Source organism: Ideonella sp. (assembly GCF_044358605.1).
Lineage (GTDB): Bacteria > Pseudomonadota > Gammaproteobacteria > Burkholderiales > Burkholderiaceae_C > Ideonella.
The window spans coordinates 1-20873 of record NZ_JBIKNQ010000063.1; the positions used below are offsets into that span (position 1 = coordinate 1).

At 64.3% G+C, this 20873-nt stretch carries 14 protein-coding genes; 4 read left to right on the forward strand and 10 right to left on the reverse strand.

Features of this window, described 5'->3' with window-relative positions:
* Nucleotides 1–83: 83 nt before the first annotated feature.
* A complete protein-coding gene (locus tag ACIQ3Q_RS18805) occupies nucleotides 84–1259 on the reverse strand; it encodes a hypothetical protein (RefSeq protein ID WP_396270724.1) in 1176 nt (391 codons plus the stop codon).
* A gap of 10 nt (nucleotides 1260–1269) precedes the next feature.
* Nucleotides 1270–1836, reverse strand: coding sequence for an adenylate/guanylate cyclase domain-containing protein (locus ACIQ3Q_RS18810; RefSeq protein ID WP_396270725.1), 567 nt, complete (start codon nucleotides 1834–1836; stop codon nucleotides 1270–1272).
* A 222-nt stretch (nucleotides 1837–2058) separates the two neighbouring features.
* Here ACIQ3Q_RS18810 and ACIQ3Q_RS18815 point away from each other — a divergent pair, with 222 nt between their 5' ends.
* Nucleotides 2059–5478 (forward strand): SUMF1/EgtB/PvdO family nonheme iron enzyme, encoded by a 3420-nt coding sequence (locus ACIQ3Q_RS18815; RefSeq protein WP_396270726.1) that lies wholly within the window; start codon nucleotides 2059–2061, stop codon nucleotides 5476–5478.
* Between the two features lie 49 nt (nucleotides 5479–5527).
* On the opposite strand, the gene ACIQ3Q_RS18820 is transcribed toward ACIQ3Q_RS18815, so the two are convergent.
* From ACIQ3Q_RS18820 to ACIQ3Q_RS18835, 4 genes are all read right to left on the reverse strand, one after another.
* The gene (locus ACIQ3Q_RS18820) at nucleotides 5528–7156 is read right to left on the reverse strand and encodes a peptide chain release factor 3 (protein ID WP_396270727.1); all 1629 of its coding nucleotides are present in this window, start codon (nucleotides 7154–7156) and stop codon (nucleotides 5528–5530) included.
* Nucleotides 7157–7299: 143 nt separating this feature from the next.
* Nucleotides 7300–7818 (reverse strand): hypothetical protein, encoded by a 519-nt coding sequence (locus ACIQ3Q_RS18825; RefSeq protein ID WP_396270728.1) that lies wholly within the window; start codon nucleotides 7816–7818, stop codon nucleotides 7300–7302.
* 211 nt (nucleotides 7819–8029) lie between these two features.
* Nucleotides 8030–8560 (reverse strand): hypothetical protein, encoded by a 531-nt coding sequence (locus tag ACIQ3Q_RS18830; protein WP_396270729.1) that lies wholly within the window; start codon nucleotides 8558–8560, stop codon nucleotides 8030–8032.
* A gap of 251 nt (nucleotides 8561–8811) precedes the next feature.
* Entirely contained in the window at nucleotides 8812–9330 is a 519-nt protein-coding gene (locus ACIQ3Q_RS18835; protein WP_396270730.1) for a hypothetical protein, read from the reverse strand.
* A 315-nt stretch (nucleotides 9331–9645) separates the two neighbouring features.
* On the opposite strand from ACIQ3Q_RS18835, the gene katG reads away from it, so the two are divergent.
* Entirely contained in the window at nucleotides 9646–11847 is a 2202-nt protein-coding gene (katG, locus tag ACIQ3Q_RS18840; protein ID WP_396270731.1) for a catalase/peroxidase HPI, read from the forward strand.
* An 86-nt stretch (nucleotides 11848–11933) separates the two neighbouring features.
* Here the strand turns inward: katG and ACIQ3Q_RS18845 are convergent, their stop codons facing one another.
* The 3 genes from ACIQ3Q_RS18845 to ACIQ3Q_RS18855 all read right to left on the reverse strand — a co-directional run bounded on the left by ACIQ3Q_RS18845 (nucleotide 11934) and on the right by ACIQ3Q_RS18855 (nucleotide 17309).
* Complete coding sequence (locus ACIQ3Q_RS18845) at nucleotides 11934–13565, reverse strand: 3-(methylthio)propionyl-CoA ligase (protein ID WP_396270732.1); 1632 nt, start codon at nucleotides 13563–13565, stop codon at nucleotides 11934–11936.
* Nucleotides 13566–13691: 126 nt separating this feature from the next.
* Entirely contained in the window at nucleotides 13692–15290 is a 1599-nt protein-coding gene (locus tag ACIQ3Q_RS18850) for a GMC family oxidoreductase (protein ID WP_396270733.1), read from the reverse strand.
* Nucleotides 15291–15296: 6 nt separating this feature from the next.
* Nucleotides 15297–17309 carry an alkyl/aryl-sulfatase gene (locus ACIQ3Q_RS18855; RefSeq protein ID WP_396270734.1) on the reverse strand — a complete coding sequence of 671 codons (2013 nt, stop codon included), beginning with the start codon at nucleotides 17307–17309 and terminating at the stop codon, nucleotides 15297–15299.
* Between the two features lie 162 nt (nucleotides 17310–17471).
* Here ACIQ3Q_RS18855 and ACIQ3Q_RS18860 point away from each other — a divergent pair, with 162 nt between their 5' ends.
* Nucleotides 17472–18440: a helix-turn-helix domain-containing protein gene (locus ACIQ3Q_RS18860; RefSeq protein ID WP_396270736.1), complete on the forward strand. Its 969-nt coding sequence runs from the start codon at nucleotides 17472–17474 to the stop codon at nucleotides 18438–18440.
* A 6-nt stretch (nucleotides 18441–18446) separates the two neighbouring features.
* Here ACIQ3Q_RS18860 and ACIQ3Q_RS18865 read toward each other — a convergent pair whose 3' ends face one another.
* Nucleotides 18447–19478: a CaiB/BaiF CoA transferase family protein gene (locus ACIQ3Q_RS18865; RefSeq protein ID WP_396270738.1), complete on the reverse strand. Its 1032-nt coding sequence runs from the start codon at nucleotides 19476–19478 to the stop codon at nucleotides 18447–18449.
* A gap of 73 nt (nucleotides 19479–19551) precedes the next feature.
* On the opposite strand from ACIQ3Q_RS18865, the gene ACIQ3Q_RS18870 reads away from it, so the two are divergent.
* The gene (locus ACIQ3Q_RS18870) at nucleotides 19552–20826 is read left to right on the forward strand and encodes a DUF1615 domain-containing protein (protein WP_396270739.1); all 1275 of its coding nucleotides are present in this window, start codon (nucleotides 19552–19554) and stop codon (nucleotides 20824–20826) included.
* Nucleotides 20827–20873 lie beyond the last annotated feature (47 nt).

Consider the following 20873-nt stretch of genomic DNA (forward strand, 5'->3'; position numbering starts at 1 on the left):
ACGTCGACACCTACAACCATCGAATTCCTCAACGCGCCCTCAACCACCAGACCCCCATCGAGGCCCTGAAAAAATGGCACGCCTCACACCCCAAGCTCTTCACAAAACGTGTGAATGATCTCCCGGTGCTTGACAAGTATGGTCGCTGCCCGCATGGCACTTTGCTGCGTGGTTTGATGAGCCAAACCTATCGCCGCCAACAACAGCGCATACCCCGGCAGCGAATGCAGCGCGCTGTCATGCGCGATGTGCACCTCGCGCGCTAGTAGCGTGGTGGCCAGGTCGCGGGCCATGTCGGCGGCCAGGCCTTCTTGGCTGGCGACCCAGGCGTGCGGTGGCGCAATCACGTCTTGCTGCCACACGGCTTGCTGGCGGCGCACGTCGGTGCAGCGCAGGCTGATCACGGGGGTGCTGTCGCTGTGGCCCCAGCCCACTTGCACCACATAGTCGGCCACGCGCTGTTCGCTCTGGGCGTCGAGCTGCTGCAGGCCTTGGGCCGTCAAGCGCCGGGTGCTGAGCGCCGAGATCACGCGCCAAGAGGTGACGCGGCTGGCGGCCGCCGTCAGCTCCGTCACCACCAGTTGGCAGACGGTGTTCCAGTCGGGGTTGGTGTAGCGCTGCGCCGCCACAAACGCAATCCGCGGCAGCAAAGACTCTGGCGCCCAGCGCAGCAAGTTGCGCGGCGCGTCGCCCACCGGCTGCAGTTGATACACCCGCACCGGGTCTTCTTGACCGGGCAGCAGGCGCTCGCCTTTGTCGCAGACGCTGGCATGCAGCCCATCCGTCAGTTCGTCCCTCACCTCGGCTGTACACAGCGTCTCACCAGGTTGAGCCAGCGCGGCCAAACGGTGGGTAAGCTGCACCCCCGCCCCATAGAGGTCAATGCCATCGGCCAGCACCTCGGCTTGGTGCAAGCCCATGCGCAGCACGATGTGCTGGTCCCCCGGCTGGCCCGCGTTGGCGGCGTCGGCACGGCGGTGGCATTCAAAGGCAGCAGCGGCAGCGCCCGTCACGGATTCAAACTCCAACATCAGGCCGTCACCACGGCGTTGCACCAGCGTGCCTTGGTGGGCGGGCAGTACGTCTTGCACCAAGGTTTGCACCAAGCTGCGCCAGCGCTGTGTGGTCTCCCACTCGTGGCGCTGCATCAGCCGCACCGACTCCACCATGTCCGCCACCAGCAGCACTCGGCGGTCAGCGTTCAAGCCAAAGCCAAGGTCTGAGAAGGCCGGGTCCGTGGAGGAGTCGGGCGCAGTCATGGTGCAGGTCTCAGGCGGTGTCTGTCATCCCCAAAGGGATGGACGCGGGCAACTTGAAGAGCTGCTGTGGCTCATCAAAATGTTTAAGGTAGTACGGCCCCAGGTCTTCCATCTGCTCGCGCCACGGCGGGCTGGCTTGGGCCTGGGCAGAGGCCGACAGCAGGGTTTCGCCCGGCCCGGCCACCGCCGCAATGCGGGCGGCCAAGTTGACGCTGTGGCCAAACAAGGCGTCTCCGTCACTCAACATCTGGCCATGGTGCGCGCCCACCCGCAGGGCTAGCGTGCCGGGGGCATGTTGGCCCACTACCGGGCAAAGTGCTTGGCTGGCCTGGGCCCACGCCACGGCTGCATCGGTGTGGGTGAACAGCAGCAAGAGCCCATCGCCTTGGCGCTCGACCACGCGCCCTTGCGGCGCTTGCACCAAGGCGGCTGCGCGGCTCAACAGTTGCCGCTGTGCGGCAATGCCTGCTGCTGCCAAAGACAAGGCTTGGCCCGCTGGCGCACTCGCCGCCACCAGCGCAAACACCACGGTGCCCGTCACGGGCACCAAGGCTGCATCGTCATCCAAGCCGTCCACAGCCAGCTCCTCTGTCTTGTTGTCTGTTTGACCACAGGATAGAGAAACTTCGTGACAAGTTCTAGTCTTTTGACGGGGGTTAAGGGGGTGGGGAAACCCGCGAGGGCTGCAGAGCTGGCACCGAGTTTGTGCCTGATAGGTCTACAGGCAGAATCAGCGCATCAACAAAACAAAGCCATTGCCGCCAACATACATCGAATGCGGCGGCGACGAGGAGCCCCCATGTCAAAAACGCCGATTGCTGCGCCTGTGAGTTCAGAGTCACCCGTGTCGCCCGAAGGGCCTGAGGACTGGCTGGGCTATGGCCTTTATGCGGACAGCCTATGGGCCCGCGTGCGCTTGGCTTTGAGCACAGCAAAGGTTCAGTCTGCTCACGCGCTCCCCACGGCTGACCCACTGGTGGTGGGGGTCTATGGCGAGTGGGGGGCGGGCAAGAGCCGCTTATTGGAGTTGGTGTACGACCGAGCCCGTCGCCAAAACGGCAAAGATGTGGCCCAGCGTCTGCAAGACCCCAGCGCATATGCAGGCAGCCCCTTGCTGAATGTGACGGTGCCGGTGTGGTTTCACCCCTGGCGCTATGAGCATGAGCCGCATTTGGCGGTGCCGCTGCTGATGCATGTCAGCGAGGCGCTGCAGACCACGCTGAAAGACATGGGCACCTGGCGCGAATCGGCGCAGCGAGCCTTGGCGACCCTCACGCCTGAAGTAAAAGCTGAGTTTGAGAAGAAGTGGGGACTAGTGGAATCAACCGCCAAGGTGACGGCCAAGGTGGCAGGCCATGGCATCACCAAGGCTGTCGTGGGTGTGGCAGCAGGCTTTTTTGGTGCGGGTGAACTGGCAAAGGGTGCCTTAGAGCACGTTGAAGGCACCGCCAAGCTTCTGGCAGGGGAGGACACTGGTGACACCAAGGCCAAAGACGAGCCGAAAAACCAGCAGGACAAGTCACCTGCCTACACCGCCGATGGCCGCCACTACTACCAAGTTCAAAAGTTCCTGCGCGACCTGAGCCGCATCACACCCGAAGAAGCCAAAGCCCAGGGTGTGGAGTTGACCCAAGCCGTCGAGCTGCGCTTTGTGGTCTTCATCGACGACTTAGACCGCTGCCTGCCCGAAAAGGCCGTGGCCATGCTGGAGGTCATCAAGACGGTGTTCAATGTCGAGAGCTTTGCCTTTGTGGTGGCGCTGGACGACGAGGTGATCGAGCGTGGCATCTCCCACCGCTACCGCGACTACCGCTTCAAAGGTGCCAAGCCCGAGATGCCCATCACCGGCTTTGAGTACCTGGAGAAGATCGTTCACCTGCCCTTCCGCCTGCCCGCACTCACCCGCGAGCAAGCCGAAACCTTTGTGCGCCAGCATGAAGACCGCCTGATGGCCGACCCGGCCCTGCCACCCGGCTGCCAGCGCCTGTGGTTTACCCAAACGATGGAGCGCGGCTTGGGCGACGAGGGCGCACCGGGCAAGCAGGCAAGCGCTGCGGCCACGGCTACAGCGCGCCCCACGCCGCTGACCCAAATGCTGCTAGACAGCTTTGAAGCCTATGTGCCCCGCAAGCTGCTGCGCGCCCAAGAGCTGATGCACCAGTGGCAGTGCGTGCTGGCGGCGCGGGGCAAAGCCATGCAAGGCGCACCCGACCAAGCCATGCTCTTGGCCCTGGCCTTGCTGCAACTCTTTGCGCCGGACCTCTACCGCTTGGTGCGCCGCCGACCGGGACTGTGGAAAGAGTGGATGAATGCTTACCAACCCATGCTAGAAGGCTTTGAGCCCGTTCTGTCGCGCCAAAGGCGCGAGACACCGCCGCATTTTGAGCTGAATGCCTCCGATGCCACCCTCTATCGTTGGGCGGCCATGGGGCCACGCGCGGGGTGGGCCAGGAAGGACGACGAGGACAAGGGCTTTGTCTTGGAGCGCACCGCCCTGGGCGGCGACATCACCGTGTGGCGCGCCGCTGTGGCCCATGGACTAGCCAAAGAGCCCGGCACCCTGCACAGCGCCGAGCAGGTGCGGCTACCCTTTGTGCTGACCCTGTGCGAATACCGCAATGCCCACCGGCACGCCTACAGCCCTTTGTTGATGGGCGCGGCCTTGGCCCACACCTTGAACTGGGAGTCGGCCGCCGATATTGGAGAGCCCTCGCGCTACTGGAGCTTACTGCCCGGCGATGCGCTCAGAGCGTCTCTAGAGCCGCCTCGCGCGGGGGGTGTCGAGATCAGCTATCGTCAGCGAATCGACATTTCCCTCCTTAGCCTCAAAGAAATTCTCAGTAGCAGCGACGCCAGCACCCGCAGCACCCTGGTCGAGCGCCTGGGTTTGGTCTCGGGACACGTATTGCCACCCACTCTGCTGGAAGAGGTAAGGCGGATCATCACCCCGTTGTCAACCACCCAGCAACTCGCAGTCTGGGCGCAACTCGCCCCGTTCATGGAAGCTGCACTGTTGCCTGAGAAATTGAACAATGAATACAGCGACAAAGTCCTTGACGACACAGAGCTGCCCCTGCTCGCCCCGCACCTGAGAGTATTGGGTGAACACGGTTTGTTGGAGCCCTTGGGCCTGACACGCCAAGTCGATACAGTCCGCCAACAACTGGGCCAACGCCGAGACGATCTCGAGCGGCCCGTGAAGGAGCGCGAACAAGCCGCCAATACCGTGGCCGCGCTAGGCGATGATCGCTTTGCGTTTGACCCTCGGCGTTGGCAACTACCCTCTAAGCGCGCTCGAATTTGGGATGGCGAAGCTTGGCGCGAAGCCACACCAAGTGAAGAACCCATCCTTGGCTTTGTGAGGGTAGAAAAGGCACCATTTGTCCGCGGCGAAAGAGGAGAAGAAGACAATCCACCCTGTCCTATTGAATTGCCCACCTTCTACATGGCTCGGACCTTGACTACGGTTGCGCAATGGCAGTGCTTCATTGATGCTGATGGCTATGAGAACCCGGAGTGGTGGGATGCGCCCCAAGCTTGGGCTTGGCGGCTGGGTGAGTTTGACAGCCAGGTAGAAGATCTTGGCTACCAAGATTGGCTGGCGCAACGTTCAAAGGACCAACGCCATCAACCACAGCGCTGGGCCGAGCAAATGGCGCATCCGCAGCGTCCAGTTTGGGGTGTATCTTGGTTTGAGGCGCGTGCATATGCGCGTTGGTTGACAACGCAGATCCAGGTCGAGATAGGCGCTGCGGGATTGGCAGGCTGGCAGGCGCGCCTGCCCACCGAAGACCAAACAGAGCGTGCAATGCGGTCGATTAGCCTGACCCAAGCTGACCGACGAAGATATGTCTGGGGCGAAAACGAGAGCCATGCTGCTCAGTTCGCCAATTGCGGGGCCACCGGGCTAGGCCACCTGACTCAGGTGGGCCTGTTTGCGTCGAACCCTCTCGGTCTATTTGACCTTGCGGGCAACCTTTGGACATGGCAGGACAATCTGTACCAGCCAAAAGCGATACAAGGGCTTTGGCCTCGAGTCAGCCATGGACAGCCGATCAAGACCGACAGAGACTTAGAAAAATGTGACCGGATGGCTCTGCGGGGAGGCTCATGGTTTGAGAAGCCACATTTCTTGAGGTGTGCATATCGGATCAGGCGCATCCCCGACTTCAGTGATGTCAATGTCGGAGTGCGTGTGACGCTATCCCAGGTCACCTGAGTATTCCGGGTTTCAGTGCTCTGCGCGGCGGGGCCGTTCTCTCCCCCACTCACCCCTCCATCCGCTGCTGAAACACCAGCCCTGCGTGCTCGCGCAGCGCGTGGAACTTGATCTTGGGCCAGTTGGCTTCAATCGCGCGCAGCTCGCCCGCGTATTCCAGCAGCAGGGTGGGGGCGTCGACGGCGTCCAGGGCCATGCGGTGGCTGTTGGCGTCGATGAAGCGCTTCAGCTCTTTGTCGCCGCCGTCGGCTTCGTCGCAGGTGACCCAGCGGGCCACGTTGATGCGGGCGCTGGTGATGCGGGCCTTGACGCCGTACTCATGCTCCAGGCGGTGGGCCACCACTTCAAACTGCAACTGGCCCACGGCGCCCAGCAGCAGCATGCTGGCGGCCATGGGGCGGAAGACCTGGATCGCGCCCTCTTCACCCAGTTGGGTCAGGCCGGCGCGCAACTGCTTTGTTTTGAGCGGGTCGGCCACTTCCACGCTGCGAAAGAGTTCCGGCGCGAAGAAGGGTAGGCCGGTGAACTGCAGGCTCTCGCCTTCGGTCAGGGTGTCGCCCAGTTGCAGCACGCCGTGGTTGGGGATGCCGATGATGTCGCCCGCAAAAGCCTCTTCCAGCAGCTCGCGCTTCTGGCTCATGAAGGTGACCACGGTGTTGGGCCGCAGGCTCTTGCCCGAGCGCACCACTTTGAGCGTCATGCCGCGCTCAAACTTGCCCGAGGCCACGCGCAAGAAGGCAATGCGGTCGCGGTGGGCGGGGTCCATATTGGCCTGGATCTTGAAGACCACGCCGGTGAACTTGGGCTCTTCAGGGTGGACGATGCGCTGGATGGCCGGCCGGGGGCCGGGCGCCGGGGCCAGGCCCACCAGCGCGTCCAGCACCTCTTGCACGCCAAAGTTGTTGACGGCCGAGCCAAAGAACATGGGTGTTTGCTTACCCGCCAAAAAGTCGTCCAGGTTGAACTCGGGCGCGGCCTCGCGCACCAGTTCGATCTCGCCTTGGGCTTGCTCAAACTGCATGCCAAAGCGCTGGGCGTATTCGGGGTGGTCCAGGCCGTCCAGCACTTCTTCGTCACCGGCCACGCGGTCCTCGCCGGGGCTGAAGACGCGCATTTGCTGCTTGCGCAGGTCCATCACGCCATGAAAGTGCTTGCCCATGCCCACGGGCCAGGTGAAGGGCACGACCGTCATGCCCAGCTCGCGCTCGATCTCGTCCATCAGGGCCAGCGGGTCTTGCACCTCGCGGTCCATCTTGTTCACAAAGGTCAGGATGGGCGTGTTGCGGGCTCGGCAGACCTGCAGCAGACGGCGGGTTTGCGGCTCCACGCCATTGGCCGCATCGATCACCATCAGCGCGGCGTCCACGGCGGTCAGCACGCGGTAGGTGTCTTCCGAGAAGTCTTGGTGGCCCGGGGTGTCCAGCAGGTTGATGGTGCAGTCGCGGTACTCCATCTGCATCACCGAGGAGGCCACCGAGATGCCCCGCTGCTTTTCAATCTCCATCCAGTCAGACGTGGCATGGCGGCTGGCCTTGCGTGCCTTGACGGACCCGGCGATTTGAATGGCGCCCGAGAACAGCAGCAGCTTTTCCGTCAGCGTGGTTTTACCGGCGTCAGGGTGAGAAATGATGGCAAAGGTGCGGCGGCGGCGCACCTGATCGGCGAGTTCGGCGGACATGGGCAAGAAGCGGCCCGGGCGGGCGGCTTGGGCAAAAGTAGCGCACCTAGCCGCAAGCCCTAAGGCCGCTGGCGCGGGTGCTGGAAGCCGCCATTATCGGTGCCCCGGCCTGGCGCAGCCACACAGCCTGCGCCAAGGGCAGATTACTGCGCTTTCTGGCGCTTGAAGACCGAGTGATAGGTGAAGATGGGGCACTGGTCGTCAGAGTTGCACACCTGCTTGAAGCTGTAGCGATAGCCCTGGCGTGCGGCCACCACCACGCGAGTGAAGGGGTCCGCTTGCTGAATGACGGAGCCGGGGTAGAGGGCCTGCACTTGCTCTGGCGTCATGCCATCGACCACACCGGCCGTGGTGGGCCAAGAGATCGCTCCGCCCTGGATGAAGTTGATGTCGGTGACCTTGTTCTTCTCATTGAAGAAGAGGGTGATCACTGGCGCATCCGGGTTGTCTTGCCCGCGGAAGCTGCATTGGGTGACTTTGCCTCTGCAGTTGCCGTTGGTGGTGCGGGTGTTGGCCTCTTTGCGGCTCATGCCCAGGTAGACGTAGTCGTCGGTCAGGCCCCGGCCTTCAACGATCTTCCATTGCTCAATGGGGGTGGACTGGGCTTGGGCCAGGCTGCTGATCGACAGCAATGCCATACCAATCAGGGAAAGGGCTTTCATAGTGTCCTCGCTCGGTGTGTCGTTGATGAAGGGCCCAACATAGTTGTTGGGGTGTACCGAGACTAGCGGAGGCAAAGTCCAGAGAATTCACATTTTTATAACGTCTAAAACAAGTGAAACCTAAGTGCCAGTGGTTGAGATATAGATGCCCGCTAGAGAGAATCATCCTGCATCAGCGCTCAAGCATGTACGCTGATGCAGGGAGTTAGCGTCAGCGCTTTGGTGCCTGAATGACGTGCGTCGAGAAGTACACCGGCGTTGGCCAAACCTGTACCGTGATCTGATAGGTGTAGCCGCCATTCGCATTGGTCACCCAGCCCGACCCGCCGGTGCCCCAAGAGGTATGGCCAGGGTAGAGGGCTTGCACTTCTTCGACCGTCATGCCGTCGGCTGCGCCCGCCGTGGTACGCCACTGGATGGGTGATCCGGTTTGGCGGATCTCAATGCGCTTCACCTTCTTCTTGGGTCCGCACGCATAGGGCGATGGGTAGTCGCAAAACACCAGGGTGATCCAGCCGGCGTCTTCTCTGGGCCTGAAGATGCAGCCATGTGCACCGTTAGCGCAGAGGCCGCCAGACACCTCCATGGCCTTCTGTCGGCTCATGCCCAGGTAGACAAAGTCATCGCCCAGGCCGCGGCCTTCAACGATTAGCCAGTTCTCGATCGGGGTGGCGGCCTGGGTGGTGCCGCTGGCGGCCAGCAGCGCCGAGCACAGCGATAGGCTGATGAGTGTGCGGTTCATGACTTCTCCTCAAGATTGAGTTAATAAGAAGTCTCGAAACTAAGGCCGCACACCCGACCCGGTCAATGTGGCTCCGTCTATGGTGGTGAGAGCCACCACACTGAAGCGCCAAGCAATGCACGCTGGGCGAGAAATGAACCTCGCCGATAGCCCTCAGTCCTGCGTTTGCTTGACCCCGGCTTGCCAAAGGGCTGAGTCGAGCAAGGAGCCAGGACCCGGTGCCCGGCGCGGGTTGAGGGCTTTTGGCAGCCTTAGCGCCGGGGCTTGGTCAGGACATGGGTGACGAGGCGGCGCTCAAAGCCGTCCGAGCCCTCGTTGTATTCGTTGAAGGTGTAGCCCTGCTTGGAAGCTGTGAGCGCATAGTCAAACGGGCCAAGCGGGGCAATCGACGAGCCGGGGTAGAGCGCCTGCACTTGGGTGATCGACATGGCGTCGGTGGCCCCGGCAGTGGTGGGCCACTGGATGTCGCGGAAGTTCTGGTTGATGACTATCCGCGACACCTTGTTCTTGGCGTCGAAGGTCAGCGTGACCACCGGCGTGTCGATGGGGGTTGGTGAGCCCGCTTGCGGCTGAAAAGAGCAGGTGCTCACTTTCCCTTTGCATTCGCGACTGACAGCCACCGCTGCCTTGCGGGTCATGCCCAGGTACACCACGTCATCGGTCAGGCCGCGGCCTTCAATGATCTGCCACTGGTTGATGGGGGTGGACTGGGCTTGGGCGGTGCCTGCGGCCATCAGGGCGGCCAAGGCCAAGAGGGACAAAACTTTCATGGGACGTCTCCGGTGTCTACTGGGTTGGGACGCATGGCGCACCGGCCAGACTGCCGGAAGCCACGGACACGCCGTTGCGTGTCCAGCGTGAGTACCGGCCGCGGATTAAAAAGTTTCTGCTCATGAGATGTAAATCTCACTCAATCACCATGCCTATGGCCAGCACGCCTTGGCAAGCGAGCTGGCGGAGCCCGTCGGCGCATCGCACTGGGCATTCAACTTGCCAATCATTGCAATAGCTAACAACAAATAGACCTGATTCCGCGATTGGCTAACACTAAGGCCACTCGTTCCCATTCAACCCAGGAGATGACGATGAGCCAAGCCAGCCAATGCCCTTTTCACACCAGCGGTGCGCGCAGCACCCATGCCACGCCGTCCAATGCCGACTGGTGGCCCGAACAACTCAATCTGAGCATCCTGCACCAGCACCCTGCAGCCTCCAACCCGCTGGGGGCAGACTTTGACTATGCCGAGGCCTTCAAGGGTCTGGACTATGCGGCGCTGAAGCAAGACCTGGCCGCGCTGATGACCACCTCGCAAGACTGGTGGCCCGCCGACTGGGGCCACTACGGCGGCCTGTTCATCCGCATGGCTTGGCACTCGGCAGGCACCTACCGCACGGCTGACGGCCGGGGCGGCGCAGGCACCGGCAACCAGCGGTTCGCGCCGCTCAACAGCTGGCCCGACAACGGCAACCTCGACAAAGCCCGGCGCCTGCTGTGGCCCATCAAGCAAAAGTACGGCAATGCCCTCTCTTGGGCCGACCTGATGATCCTGGCCGGCAATGTGGCCATGGAAACCATGGGCTTCAAGACCTTTGGCTTTGGCGGCGGCCGCGCCGACATCTGGGCGCCCGAAGAAGACATCTACTGGGGGGGAGAGCGGCAATGGCTGGCCACCAGCGACAAGCCCAACAGCCGCTACCGTGGCGAGCGCGAGCTGGAGAACCCGCTGGCCGCCGTGCAAATGGGCCTGATCTACGTGAACCCGGAAGGCCCAGACGGCAAGCCCGACCCCGTGGCCTCGGGCCGCGACGTGCGCGAGACCTTTGCCCGCATGGCCATGGACGACGCCGAGACCGTGGCGCTGGTGGCAGGTGGCCATACCTTTGGCAAGGCCCACGGCGCCGGTGACCCCAAACTCGTGGGCCCCGAGCCCGAAGCCGCGCCCATGGAAGCCCAGGGCTTCGGCTGGATCAACGCCCTGGGCAAGGGCCACAGCGAGCACACCACCACCAGCGGCATTGAAGGCGCTTGGAAGCCCAACCCCACCACCTGGGACATGGGCTACCTGACGGTGCTGTTCAAGTACGAGTGGGAGCTGGTCAAGAGCCCCTCAGGCGCCCACCAGTGGCTGGCCAAAGACGTGGCTGAGCAAGACCTGATCCCCGACGCCCATGTGCCCGGTGTCAAGCACCGCCCCATGATGACGACGGCCGACTTATCCCTGCGTTACGACCCGGCCTACGAGAAGATCGCCCGCCATTTCTTGGCCCACCCCGACGAGTTTGCCGACGCCTATGCCCGCGCCTGGTTCAAGCTGACCCACCGCGACATGGGCCCCAAGGCGCTGTACCTGGGCCCTGAGGTGCCGGCCGAAGACCTGATCTGGCAAGACCCGCTGCCGAGCGTGGACCATGCGCTGATCGACAGTCATGACGCCACCCTGCTCAAGACCCGCGTCCTGGCCAGCGGCCTGAGCATCAGCGAGCTGGTGGGCACGGCCTGGGCCTCGGCCTCGACCTTCCGCGGCAGCGACAAGCGCGGCGGCGCCAATGGTGCGCGCATCCGCTTGGCCCCGCAAAAGGATTGGGCCGTGAACCAGCCCGAGCAACTGGCCAAGGTCTTGCAGCGTTTGGAGGCGATTCGCAGCGACTTCAATGCCACGAGCGCCGGGGGCAAGAAGGTCTCGCTGGCCGACTTGATCGTGCTGGCGGGCAACGCCGCCGTGGAAGCCGCCGCCGCCGCCGCAGGCCAGCCCGTGCAAGTGCCGTTCACCCCGGGCCGCACCGATGCGACGCCCGAGCAAACCGACGCTGAATCCTTTGCGGTGCTGGAGCCGCAGGCCGATGGCTTCCGCAACTATGTCAAAGCCAGCTACCGCGTCTCGCCCGAGGCCATGCTGGTGGACAAGGCGCAGTTGCTGACACTCAGCGCGCCCGAGATGACGGTGCTCATCGGCGGCCTGCGGGTGCTGGGAGCCAATGTGGGTGGCGCGCAAGAGGGCGTCTTCACCCAGCGGCCGGGCCAGCTCACGCAAGACTTCTTTGTGAACCTGCTGGACATGGGCACGGTGTGGAAGCCCAGCACCGAAGGGCACTTTGAAGGCCGCGACCGCAAGACAGGTTCCCTGAAGTGGACCGCCACCCGAGTGGACTTGGCCTTTGGCTCCAACTCGCAACTGCGGGCGCTGGCCGAGGTCTACGCGCAGCACGACAACAAGGCCAAGCTGGTGAATGACTTTGTGGCCGCCTGGACCAAGGTGATGAACTTGGATCGGTTTGATCTGCGCTGAGCAACAGGCCTGAGTCAGGCTCAGGCCGAACGGCAATAAGGCAACGAAGCCTCAAGGGCCGGACACATCGTCCGGCCCTTGTCACATCAGGGCGTGCCTTTTAGCAAGTGGTCCCCAAACTGCTCCCGCAGCTTGATCTTCTGCATTTTGCCCGTCGCACCCAGCGGGATGGCGTCCACAAACACCACGTCGTCGGGCGTCCACCACTTGGCGATCTTGCCCTCGTAAAAGGCCAGCAGTTCTTCGCGGCTCAGCTCTTGCCCCGGCTTCTTCACCACCACCAGCAGTGGGCGCTCGTCCCACTTGGCATGCCGGGCCGCAATGCAGGCGGCCATGGCCACGGCGGGGTGGGCCATGGCGATGTTTTCCAGGTCGATGGAGCCGATCCACTCGCCGCCGGACTTGATCACGTCCTTGCTGCGGTCGGTGATCTGCATAAAGCCTTCGGCGTCGATGGTGGCCACATCCCCCGTGGGGAACCAACCGTCGCGTAGCGGGTTGCCGCCCTCGCCCTTGAAGTACTGGCTGATGATCCACGGCCCGCGCACCAGCAACTCGCCGCTGGCCTTGCCGTCGTGCGGCAGCTCTTGCCCGTCTTCACCCACCACCTTCATGTCCACACCATACACCGCGCGGCCTTGCTTGGCCTGCACGGCCAGCTTGCCCTCGAACGGCAGGGCGTCGTGCACCGGCTTGAGCGCGCAGACGGTGCCCAGCGGGCTCATCTCCGTCATGCCCCAGGCGTGCAGCACATGCACCTGGTACTTCTCTTCAAAGGTCTTCATCATGGCCGGTGGGCAGGCCGAGCCGCCAATGACAGTGCGGCTCATGCTGGAGAAGCGTAGGCCTTGCGCCTCCATAAAGCCCAGCAGGCCTTGCCACACCGTGGGCACGCCGGCAGACATGCTGACCTTCTCGCTCTCCATCAGCCCGTGCAGCGAGGCGCCGTCCAGGTGCGGCCCTGGGAACACCAGCTTGGCGCCCACCATGCAGGCGATGTACGGAATGCCCCAAGCGTTGACGTGGAACATGGGCACCACGGGCAAGATGACATCGCGCGCGCCGCAGTTCAGTGCGTCGGGCGCGGCACCGGCCAGGGTGTGCAGCAGGGTGGAGCGGTGGCTGTAGAGCGCACCTTTGGGGTTGCCGGTGGTGCCCGAGGTGTAGCACAGCGTGGCGGCGGTGTTCTCGTCAAAGTTAGGCCAAGCATAGTCGGGCGAGGCCTGGGCCAGCAGGTCTTCATAGCAGAGCAGGCCCGGGATCTTGCTGTTGGCGGGGAAGTGCTCGCGCCCACACAGCACCACAAAGTGTTTGATGGTCTTGACGCGCCCGGCCACCGCCTCGACCAAGGGCAGGAAGGTCAGGTCAAAGCACAGCACCTGGTCTTCGGCATGGTCGGCAATCCACACCACTTGGTCGGGGTGCAGGCGGGGGTTGAGCGTGTGCAGCACCGCGCCCGAGCCCGAGACGCCGTAATACAGCTCCATGTGGCGGTAGCCATTCCAGGCCAGCGTGGCCACCCGCTCGCCGGGCTGCACGCCCAAGCTGCCCAAGGCACTGGCCACCCGGCGTGAGCGCTCGGCCATGTCCTTGAAGTGGTAGCGGTGGAGGTCGCCCTCAACGCGGCGGGAGACGATCTCCTGCTCGCTGTGGTGGCGCTCGGCATGGGTCAACAAACTGGAGATCAGCAATTGCTGCTGCATCATCAAGCCATTCATCAGGGCTCCTTGGGGATTTCGGGTTGAAACGGACAGGGCGGTGCTGCCACATGGCAGTGATGTCTCAGGTTGCCATATCTGCGGCGGATGACACCTAGCAAAAACCAGTGGCGGCGCGGTCCGGGCTCAGCGGGCGTCGGCCAAGATCATGTCGGCCGCCTTCTCGGCAATCATGATGGTGGGCGCATTGGTGTTGCCGCCAACAAGGGTCGGCATGATGGACGCATCGACCACGCGCAGGCCGCTCAGGCCATGCACCCTCAAGCGTTCATCGACCACGGCCAGGGGGTCGCGGCCCATTTTGCACGTGCCCACGGGGTGGTATTGGGTGTCGGCGCGTTGGCGGATGTCGTGCTCCACGGCGGCTGTCTGGGTTTGGTCCAGAGGGTACAAAGGCGCTTCCCGCACGTCGTCGAACGCCGGGTCGTCCAGCAGCGCGCGTTGCTGATGGGCGCCGTTCATCAGCAGCGCCATGTCGCGCGGGTCTTCCAGAAAGTGCGGGTCGATCAGGGGCGGCTGCTCTGGCCGGGGGCTGGCCAGTCGCACCTCGCCGCGGCTCCAGGGCCGCAGCACCGTGACATGGCAGCTGAAGCCATGCCCCAAGTGCGCTTTGCGGGCATGGTCGTCTACCAAGGCCTGCACAAACACCAGTTGCAGGTCGGGAATGGGCTCGTCGGGCCCGCTGTAGAAGAAGGCCCCGGCCTCGGCGAAGGGCGTGGTCAGCAGGCCCCGCCGCTCCCGTCGCCAGTCGCCAATGCCCTTGATCACGCGGCTGATGCCGGGCCAAGACAAGCCCATGGTCTGGGTGTCGCTGCGGGTGCGGTAGCTGTAGACATAGTCGATGTGGTCCTGCAGGTTTTGGCCCACGCCCGGCAGGTCAGCCTGCACCGCAATGCCCAGTGCTTGCAGATGGGCGCCGGGCCCAATGCCCGACAGCATCAGCAGTTGTGGCGAGCCAAAAGCGCCTGCGCTCAGCACCACCTCGCGGCGGGCCACAAAGGTTCGGCTGTGCCCAGCCACGCGGGCTTTGACACCCACCGCGCGGCCCGCCTCCAACAGCACTTGCTCGGTGGTCACGCCGGTCATCACCACCAAGTTCGGCCGCTCCAGATGCGGCGTGAGATAGGCCTTGGCGGCGCTACAGCGCTCACCGTTTTTCTGCGTGACCTGATAGAGGAAGGCGCCGTCTTGGTGAGCACCGTTGTAGTCCTTGTTCAGTGGCCAGCCCCGGCGCTGAGCAGCGGCCAAGAAGCGCTGGTTGAAGTCGCTGGGTTGCTGGATCTCGGCCACGTTGAGCGGGCCACCCTGGCCGTGAAACTCATCGCGATGGGTCTCGTTATGCTCGGCGCGTTTGAAGTAGGGCAAGACCTCGTGATAGGCCCAGCCCGCGTTGCCCAGTGCTGCCCAGTGGTCATAGTCCCAGTGGTGGCCCCGCACATACAGCATGGCATTGATGGAGCTGGAGCCGCCCAAGGTCTTGCCCCGAGGTTGGTAGCCGCGCCGACCGTTCAAGCCCGCTTGAGGCACCGTCTGATAAGCCCAGTTGTTGAGCTTGGTCGGCACCATGGCCACCACCCCAGCGGGCGCATGGATCAAGGCGCTGCGGTCAGGCCCGCCCGCTTCCAGCAGCAAGACCCGCGTCCAGGGGTTGGCGCTGAGGCGATGCGCCAGCGCGCAGCCCGCCGACCCCGCCCCGACGATGATGTAGTCGTAGATCTCACTCATGGCGCATCAAGGCGTCTGGCTCGGGCGGGGCTCCACCAAGGGGAACATGCGCGGGAAGGTGTCCAGCAACTGCAGCAGCTCCATCAGCTTGGCCCCATTGCCCTGGATCTGGATGGCACCGCTTTGCACCGCCTGCGGAAAGGTCATCTGTTGCAGCGAAATCGCGTCCAGCGTGGCGCGGGTCAGCGTCAGCGTGGCATCGGGTTGCTCGGCTTGCGTGTCCATGCTGGTGCTCAGCGCGCTGTTCTGCAAGCGCAGCACCAAGTTCTGCTTCACATCGGTGAAGCGCCAATTCATCACCACCGACTTGCCCGCGGCTTTAGGGCCATTGAGCCGCACGCCCAGATAGTCGAAGTACATCTCCAAGGGCATGGCGCGGATCACATCGGGGCTGGCCGTGGTGGCGCCCGGCAGCTTGGGCACACCGTGGCGCAGCTCCAGCGCGCCCATCAGATAGGCGTTGCGTGCGGTGGCCGATTCGCTTTGATAGCCCAACTGTTCCATGGCGTCGGCCGTGAGTTGGCGGGCCGCCTGGTTGCTGGGGTCCGCAAACACCAGTTGTGAGCCGACTTGCGCCACCCAGCGGAAGTCGCCCTTGGCATAGTCCTCGCGGGCGCGCTGCAGCACGGCGTCTGCGCCGCCCATGTAGCGGATGCTGCGCTGGGCCGTCTCCACCGGCGGCAGGCTTTCTAGATTGGCGGGGTTGCCGTCGTAATAACCCAGATAGCGCTGGTAGATGGCCTTGAGGTTGTGCTTCAAGCTGCCATAGAAGGAATGCACCGACCACTCTTGGTTCAGGCTGTCGGGCATCTGGATGCGCTCGGCCAGTTCAGGGCCGGTGTAGCCGTGGTTGAGCAGGCGCACAGCTTGGTCATGCACATACTTGTAGGCATCGCGCTGCTTGCCTAAAAAGTCTTGCACCCGGCCCTGGCCCCAGACCGGCCAGTTGTGTTGGGCAATCAGGATCTCGCTGCGGCTGCCATAGCGCTGCAGTGCGCCATCCAGATACTTAGACCAGATCAGCGGGTCGCGCACCAAGGCCCCGCGCACGGGCAGCAGGTTATGGAAGTTCTGGGTCGCAATCTCGGCCATGTTCAGCACCTTGAACTGCGGGTAGTGCATGATGAACTCGGCCGGTGCTTCTGCCCCGGGCGTCATCTCGAAGACGATCTCCACGCCGTCGATGCGGTGGGTCTCCACGGGCTTCTCGATCAGGCGGGTCGGTGCGATCAGGGTGATGCTGCCCAGCGAGATGGTTTTGCCCAAGCCCGCATCCACCTGGCCTTTGGCGCTGCGTGGCAGCAGCGGGCCAAATTGGTAGAGCGCGCGACGCGACATGGCATTGCCGGCCAGCACGTTCTCGCCCACCGCCTCATGCACAAAGCCTGCAGGCGCCCAGATGCTGACGCGCCCCGCGTCCACATCCTCTTGCTGCACCACGCCGCGCACGCCGCCAAAGTGGTCGGCATGGCTGTGCGAGTAGATCACCGCCTTCACCGGCCGCTGTGGCCGGTGTTTGAAGTAGAGCTTCATCGCTGCGGCGGCCACTTCGGTGGAGATCAGCGGGTCGATGACGATCAGGCCACTGTCGCCCTCGATGATGGTCATGTTCGAGAGGTCAAAGCCGCGCAGTTGCCACACCCGGTCGGTTACATTGAACAAGCCGTTCGTCATGTTCAGTTGCGCATGGCGCCACAGACCAGGGTGGACGGTGTCCGGCGCAGCCTCGGGCTTCAGAAACTCATAGCCCTTGAGCGACCACACCGGTCGGCCGTTCGCACCCATGATCACCTCATCGCCCAAGGCCTCGACCAAGCCACGCTGGGCATCGGCAAAGGCCTGCTTGTCCAGCAAGGGCAGGCTGCTGCGCAGCGCCTGTTGGGCGGCTTGGGTGTGGGGCGTGGCCCCATGCGGGCCGTGCTGGTGCTGATGCTGGTGCTGCTGCGCCGTGGCGCACAGCGACAGGGTCAACAAGCCCAGGCTGGCCAGCTTGGCCGCTGAAAAGGTGTGGGTCGTCATGGCGCTCAGAGGGTGTTCTATCGGGTCGGGCAGTGTGGAGGCGGCAGGCGGCTGGCCGCTATCCACTTTTCGTTAACTTGCACCCAGCCTCGGGTTAGCCCTGTGCCCCCGCAGTGGCCCGTGGGCCGGACAATCGGCTCCTCTCCTCTCGCTGAGGCCGCCATGGGTGCCACACCCGCTTTGCTGAGCAAGCCCTCTCAACTGCATCTGGTTCACTTTGATCCGCACGGGATGAGTGGCACCTTGCAAGGCAGCCAGTTGGAGCATGTGCAAATGGAGCCGGGCCAATTCCACGGGGTGGTGGCTCAGATGGCCCTGGACACCTTGGGTGCGGACTGGGGCGCTTACTCGCTGTCGGTGCTGGCGCAAGGGCTGTTGAGCCCGGATCGGGTGTCTTTGGGCATGGTGATCCGTGGTGAGGGCGAGTGGCGCGTGCGCGGCCAGCCCGCCTGCAACGGCGACTTGGTCATGTTGCCCGAGGGTGGCGAGCTCACCGTCAGCCTGCCGTCTGAGTCGCAGTGGGTCGCGTTGCAGATTCCTCGCCAGCGGCTGGAGGCGCTGGGCCTGCCTTTGGAGGGGCTGAAGTCGCAGGGCGGCTGGCACCGCGGCAGCACATCCGCAGGCCTTCAACAGGCCGTCTCAGAACTGGCGAGCTTGGTCATGGGCCAAGCGGCGCCCCAGCCTTCAGGCGTGCCCTATGAGCAATGGCATGAACATTTGTTGGGCGCACTCACCGCCGCCTGGATGGCCGGGGTTGAACGCGAACAGCACGGCGAGACCCTGAGCAGCCGTGAGCGCTGGCGGGTGGTGCAGCGCGCCGAAAGCTATATCACCGCCTGCTCAGACCCTACCGTGCGCTTGGATGAAGTGTGCCTGGCCGCCGGCACCAGCCTGTCGCGTCTAGAGCGCGCGTTTCGCGAGGCCTACGGCCATGGGCCGCGCCGCACTTTGACCCTGCGCCGCATGGCAGCAGTGCGCCGCGAGCTGATGCAAGCGCTGCCCGGTACCTCAGTGACCGAGGTGGCCACACGTTGGGGCTTTTCACACCTGGGCCGGTTCGCGCAGGACTATGCCTCGATGTACCAAGAGCGCCCCTCCGCCACCTTGCAGCGCAGCCGCTTGCGTCACTAGGCTGCCTTAACGCAGCGGCAGCAGCTTGGGCGCGGTGCCCGCAAACCACGCCCCGCTCTCGGTGCGCTCATACACCCCGCGCGCTTGCAGGTGCGGGTGCTGGGCGGCCTCGTCCAAGCTCAAGACCGGCGCGGCACAGGCGTCCGTCCCGGCCAGCAGCTGCTCCCAGTGTGCGCGCGGCTGGCTGGCAAACAAGGCTTGCAGGCGGGCCTTCAGCGCAGGCCATTGGGCGGTGTCGTACTGGGCCTTGGGGGGCACGTCATCAAGCCCCAGGCGGCTCAGCAGCTCGGCATAGAACTGCGGCTCCAGCGCCCCCACGGTGAAGAAGCCGCCATCCGCGCAGGCATAGGTGTCGTAGAAAGGCGAGTCGTGAAAGGGGCTGGGTTTGGGGCCGCCCAGCTGGCCGCTGGCCGCAATCCACTGGCCGATATTGCCCAGCATGGCCACGATGTCCACGATGGCGGCATCGACCACCCGGCCTTTGCCACTGCGCTGGGCGTCCAGCAGCGCGCAGACTATGCCAAAGGCCAGGCCCAGCGCGCCCGTGGCGTCGCCCACCACCGTGGGCGGCACTTGCGGTGTCTGCCCGGCGGGCAGGCCCAGGGCCATCATGCCGCTCAGGGCCATATAGTTGATGTCGTGCCCGGCGGTGTGGGCCAGCGGGCCGCTCTGGCCCCAGCCCGTCATGCGGCCATAAACCAGCTTGGGGTTCACCGCCGCACAGTCGGCGGGGCCTAGGCCTAGGCGCTCCATCACACCGGGCCGCAGGCCCTCAATCAGGCCATCGGCCTGGGCCACCAGGGCCAGGGCTTGAGCGCGGTGTTCTGGGTTCTTCAGGTCCAGCCGCACGGTGGTTTTGCCCGTATCCAGCAGGTCGTTGCCCATGCCCAATTGCGCGGCCACCGCACCCGTGCTGGGCCGCGCAATGCGGGTGATGCGGGCGCCCATGCCCTGCAGCATGCGGGCGGCCAGGGGGCCGGGGCCGAGGCCTTCGAACTCAATGAGGTGGAGGTGCTGGAGCGGCAGTGGCAGGGACATGGGCAGGGTCCGTCGAGGGTGGGTGTGGCCCAGTGCGGCCAGGGCTCATTCTGCCGCCACTACACTGGACCCAATGAAGTCGTCTGTCTGTCGCCTTGGGCTCAGTGCGATGGCGGTGCTGGCGCTGGCCGCTTGCACCACGCCGTCGCCCCTGCCTGCGCCGTCTCCACCGCCCCGGCCCGCTGCCGATGGGCCAGCGCCTTCCCCGGCGCCCAGGCCTACTCCTGCACCTGCGCCTAGCCCTCCTTCGGTCCCCCCGGCGCCACCGGTCAAGCCGCCAGAGCCCCCGGCGCGCCCACCCGCCCCGGCCGTCACAGCGGCCGAGGTGCGGGCAGTGGCGCTGCGCGTTTTGCCGCCGCAGATTGCAGACCGCAAGGGCTGGGCCGAGGACATTGCTGTCAGCTTTGCGGCGCTGGGCATTCCCGCGCAGGCGCACAAGGTGTGCGCCTTGGCGGCGGTGATCGAGCAGGAGTCCACCTGGCAGGCCGACCCGCCGGTGCCCAATCTGGGCCGGCTGGCACAGCAGGAGCTGGAGAAAAAGCGCGAACGCCTGGGCATCCCCAAGCTGGTGTTTGACCTGGCCTTGGACAAGCAATCTCGCACCGGCCAAACCTATCGCCAGCGCTTGCAGCGGCTGAGGACGGAGCAGGAGTTGTCGCGATTGTTTGAGGACATGAGCGACGAGATTCCCTTTGCCGGGCGGCTGCTGGAAGGGCGCAACCCGGTGCGCACCGGTGGCTCCACCCAAGTCAGCATCAGCTTTGCGGCCGAGCAGATGCGTCAGCGTGCCTACCCTTGGCAGCCCGCAGGCTCAGCCCGCGAAGAGGTGTTCAAGCGGCGCGGTGGCGTCTACTTTGGCGCGGCCATGTTGCTGGACTATCCGGTGTCTTACAACCGCATGCTCTATCGCTTTGCGGATTACAACGCCGGCCGCTACAGCAGCCGCAATGCTGCGGTGCAAACCTTGCTGAGCCAATTGACGGGCCAAAGCTTGGTGCCTGATGGCGACCTACTGCGCTACAACCGCGAGCTGGCCCAGCCGCCCGCCAGCCACCCCAGCGAGGCTTGGCGGGCCTTGGAAGCCTTGCAGTTTTTGGGCTTGGGCAGCAAACAGGTGGCGCAAGACCTGATGCTGGAAAAACAGCATGAGTTTGAGCAGACGGCGACTTATCTCAAGCTGTACGAGCTGGCCCAGCGCAAGGGCCTGTCGCCCGAGCGCGAGCGCCTGCCCGACATCCAGCTCAACAGCCCCAAGATCACCCGCAAGCTGACCACGGCCTGGTTTGCTGAGCGCTGCGAGGCGCGTTACCGCGCCTGCTTGGCGCGGGAGTCGGGCCGGGCGCCCTGAGCGGCTCACGCCGCCCATTCGTACAGCCTCACCACGCAGGCGCCAGC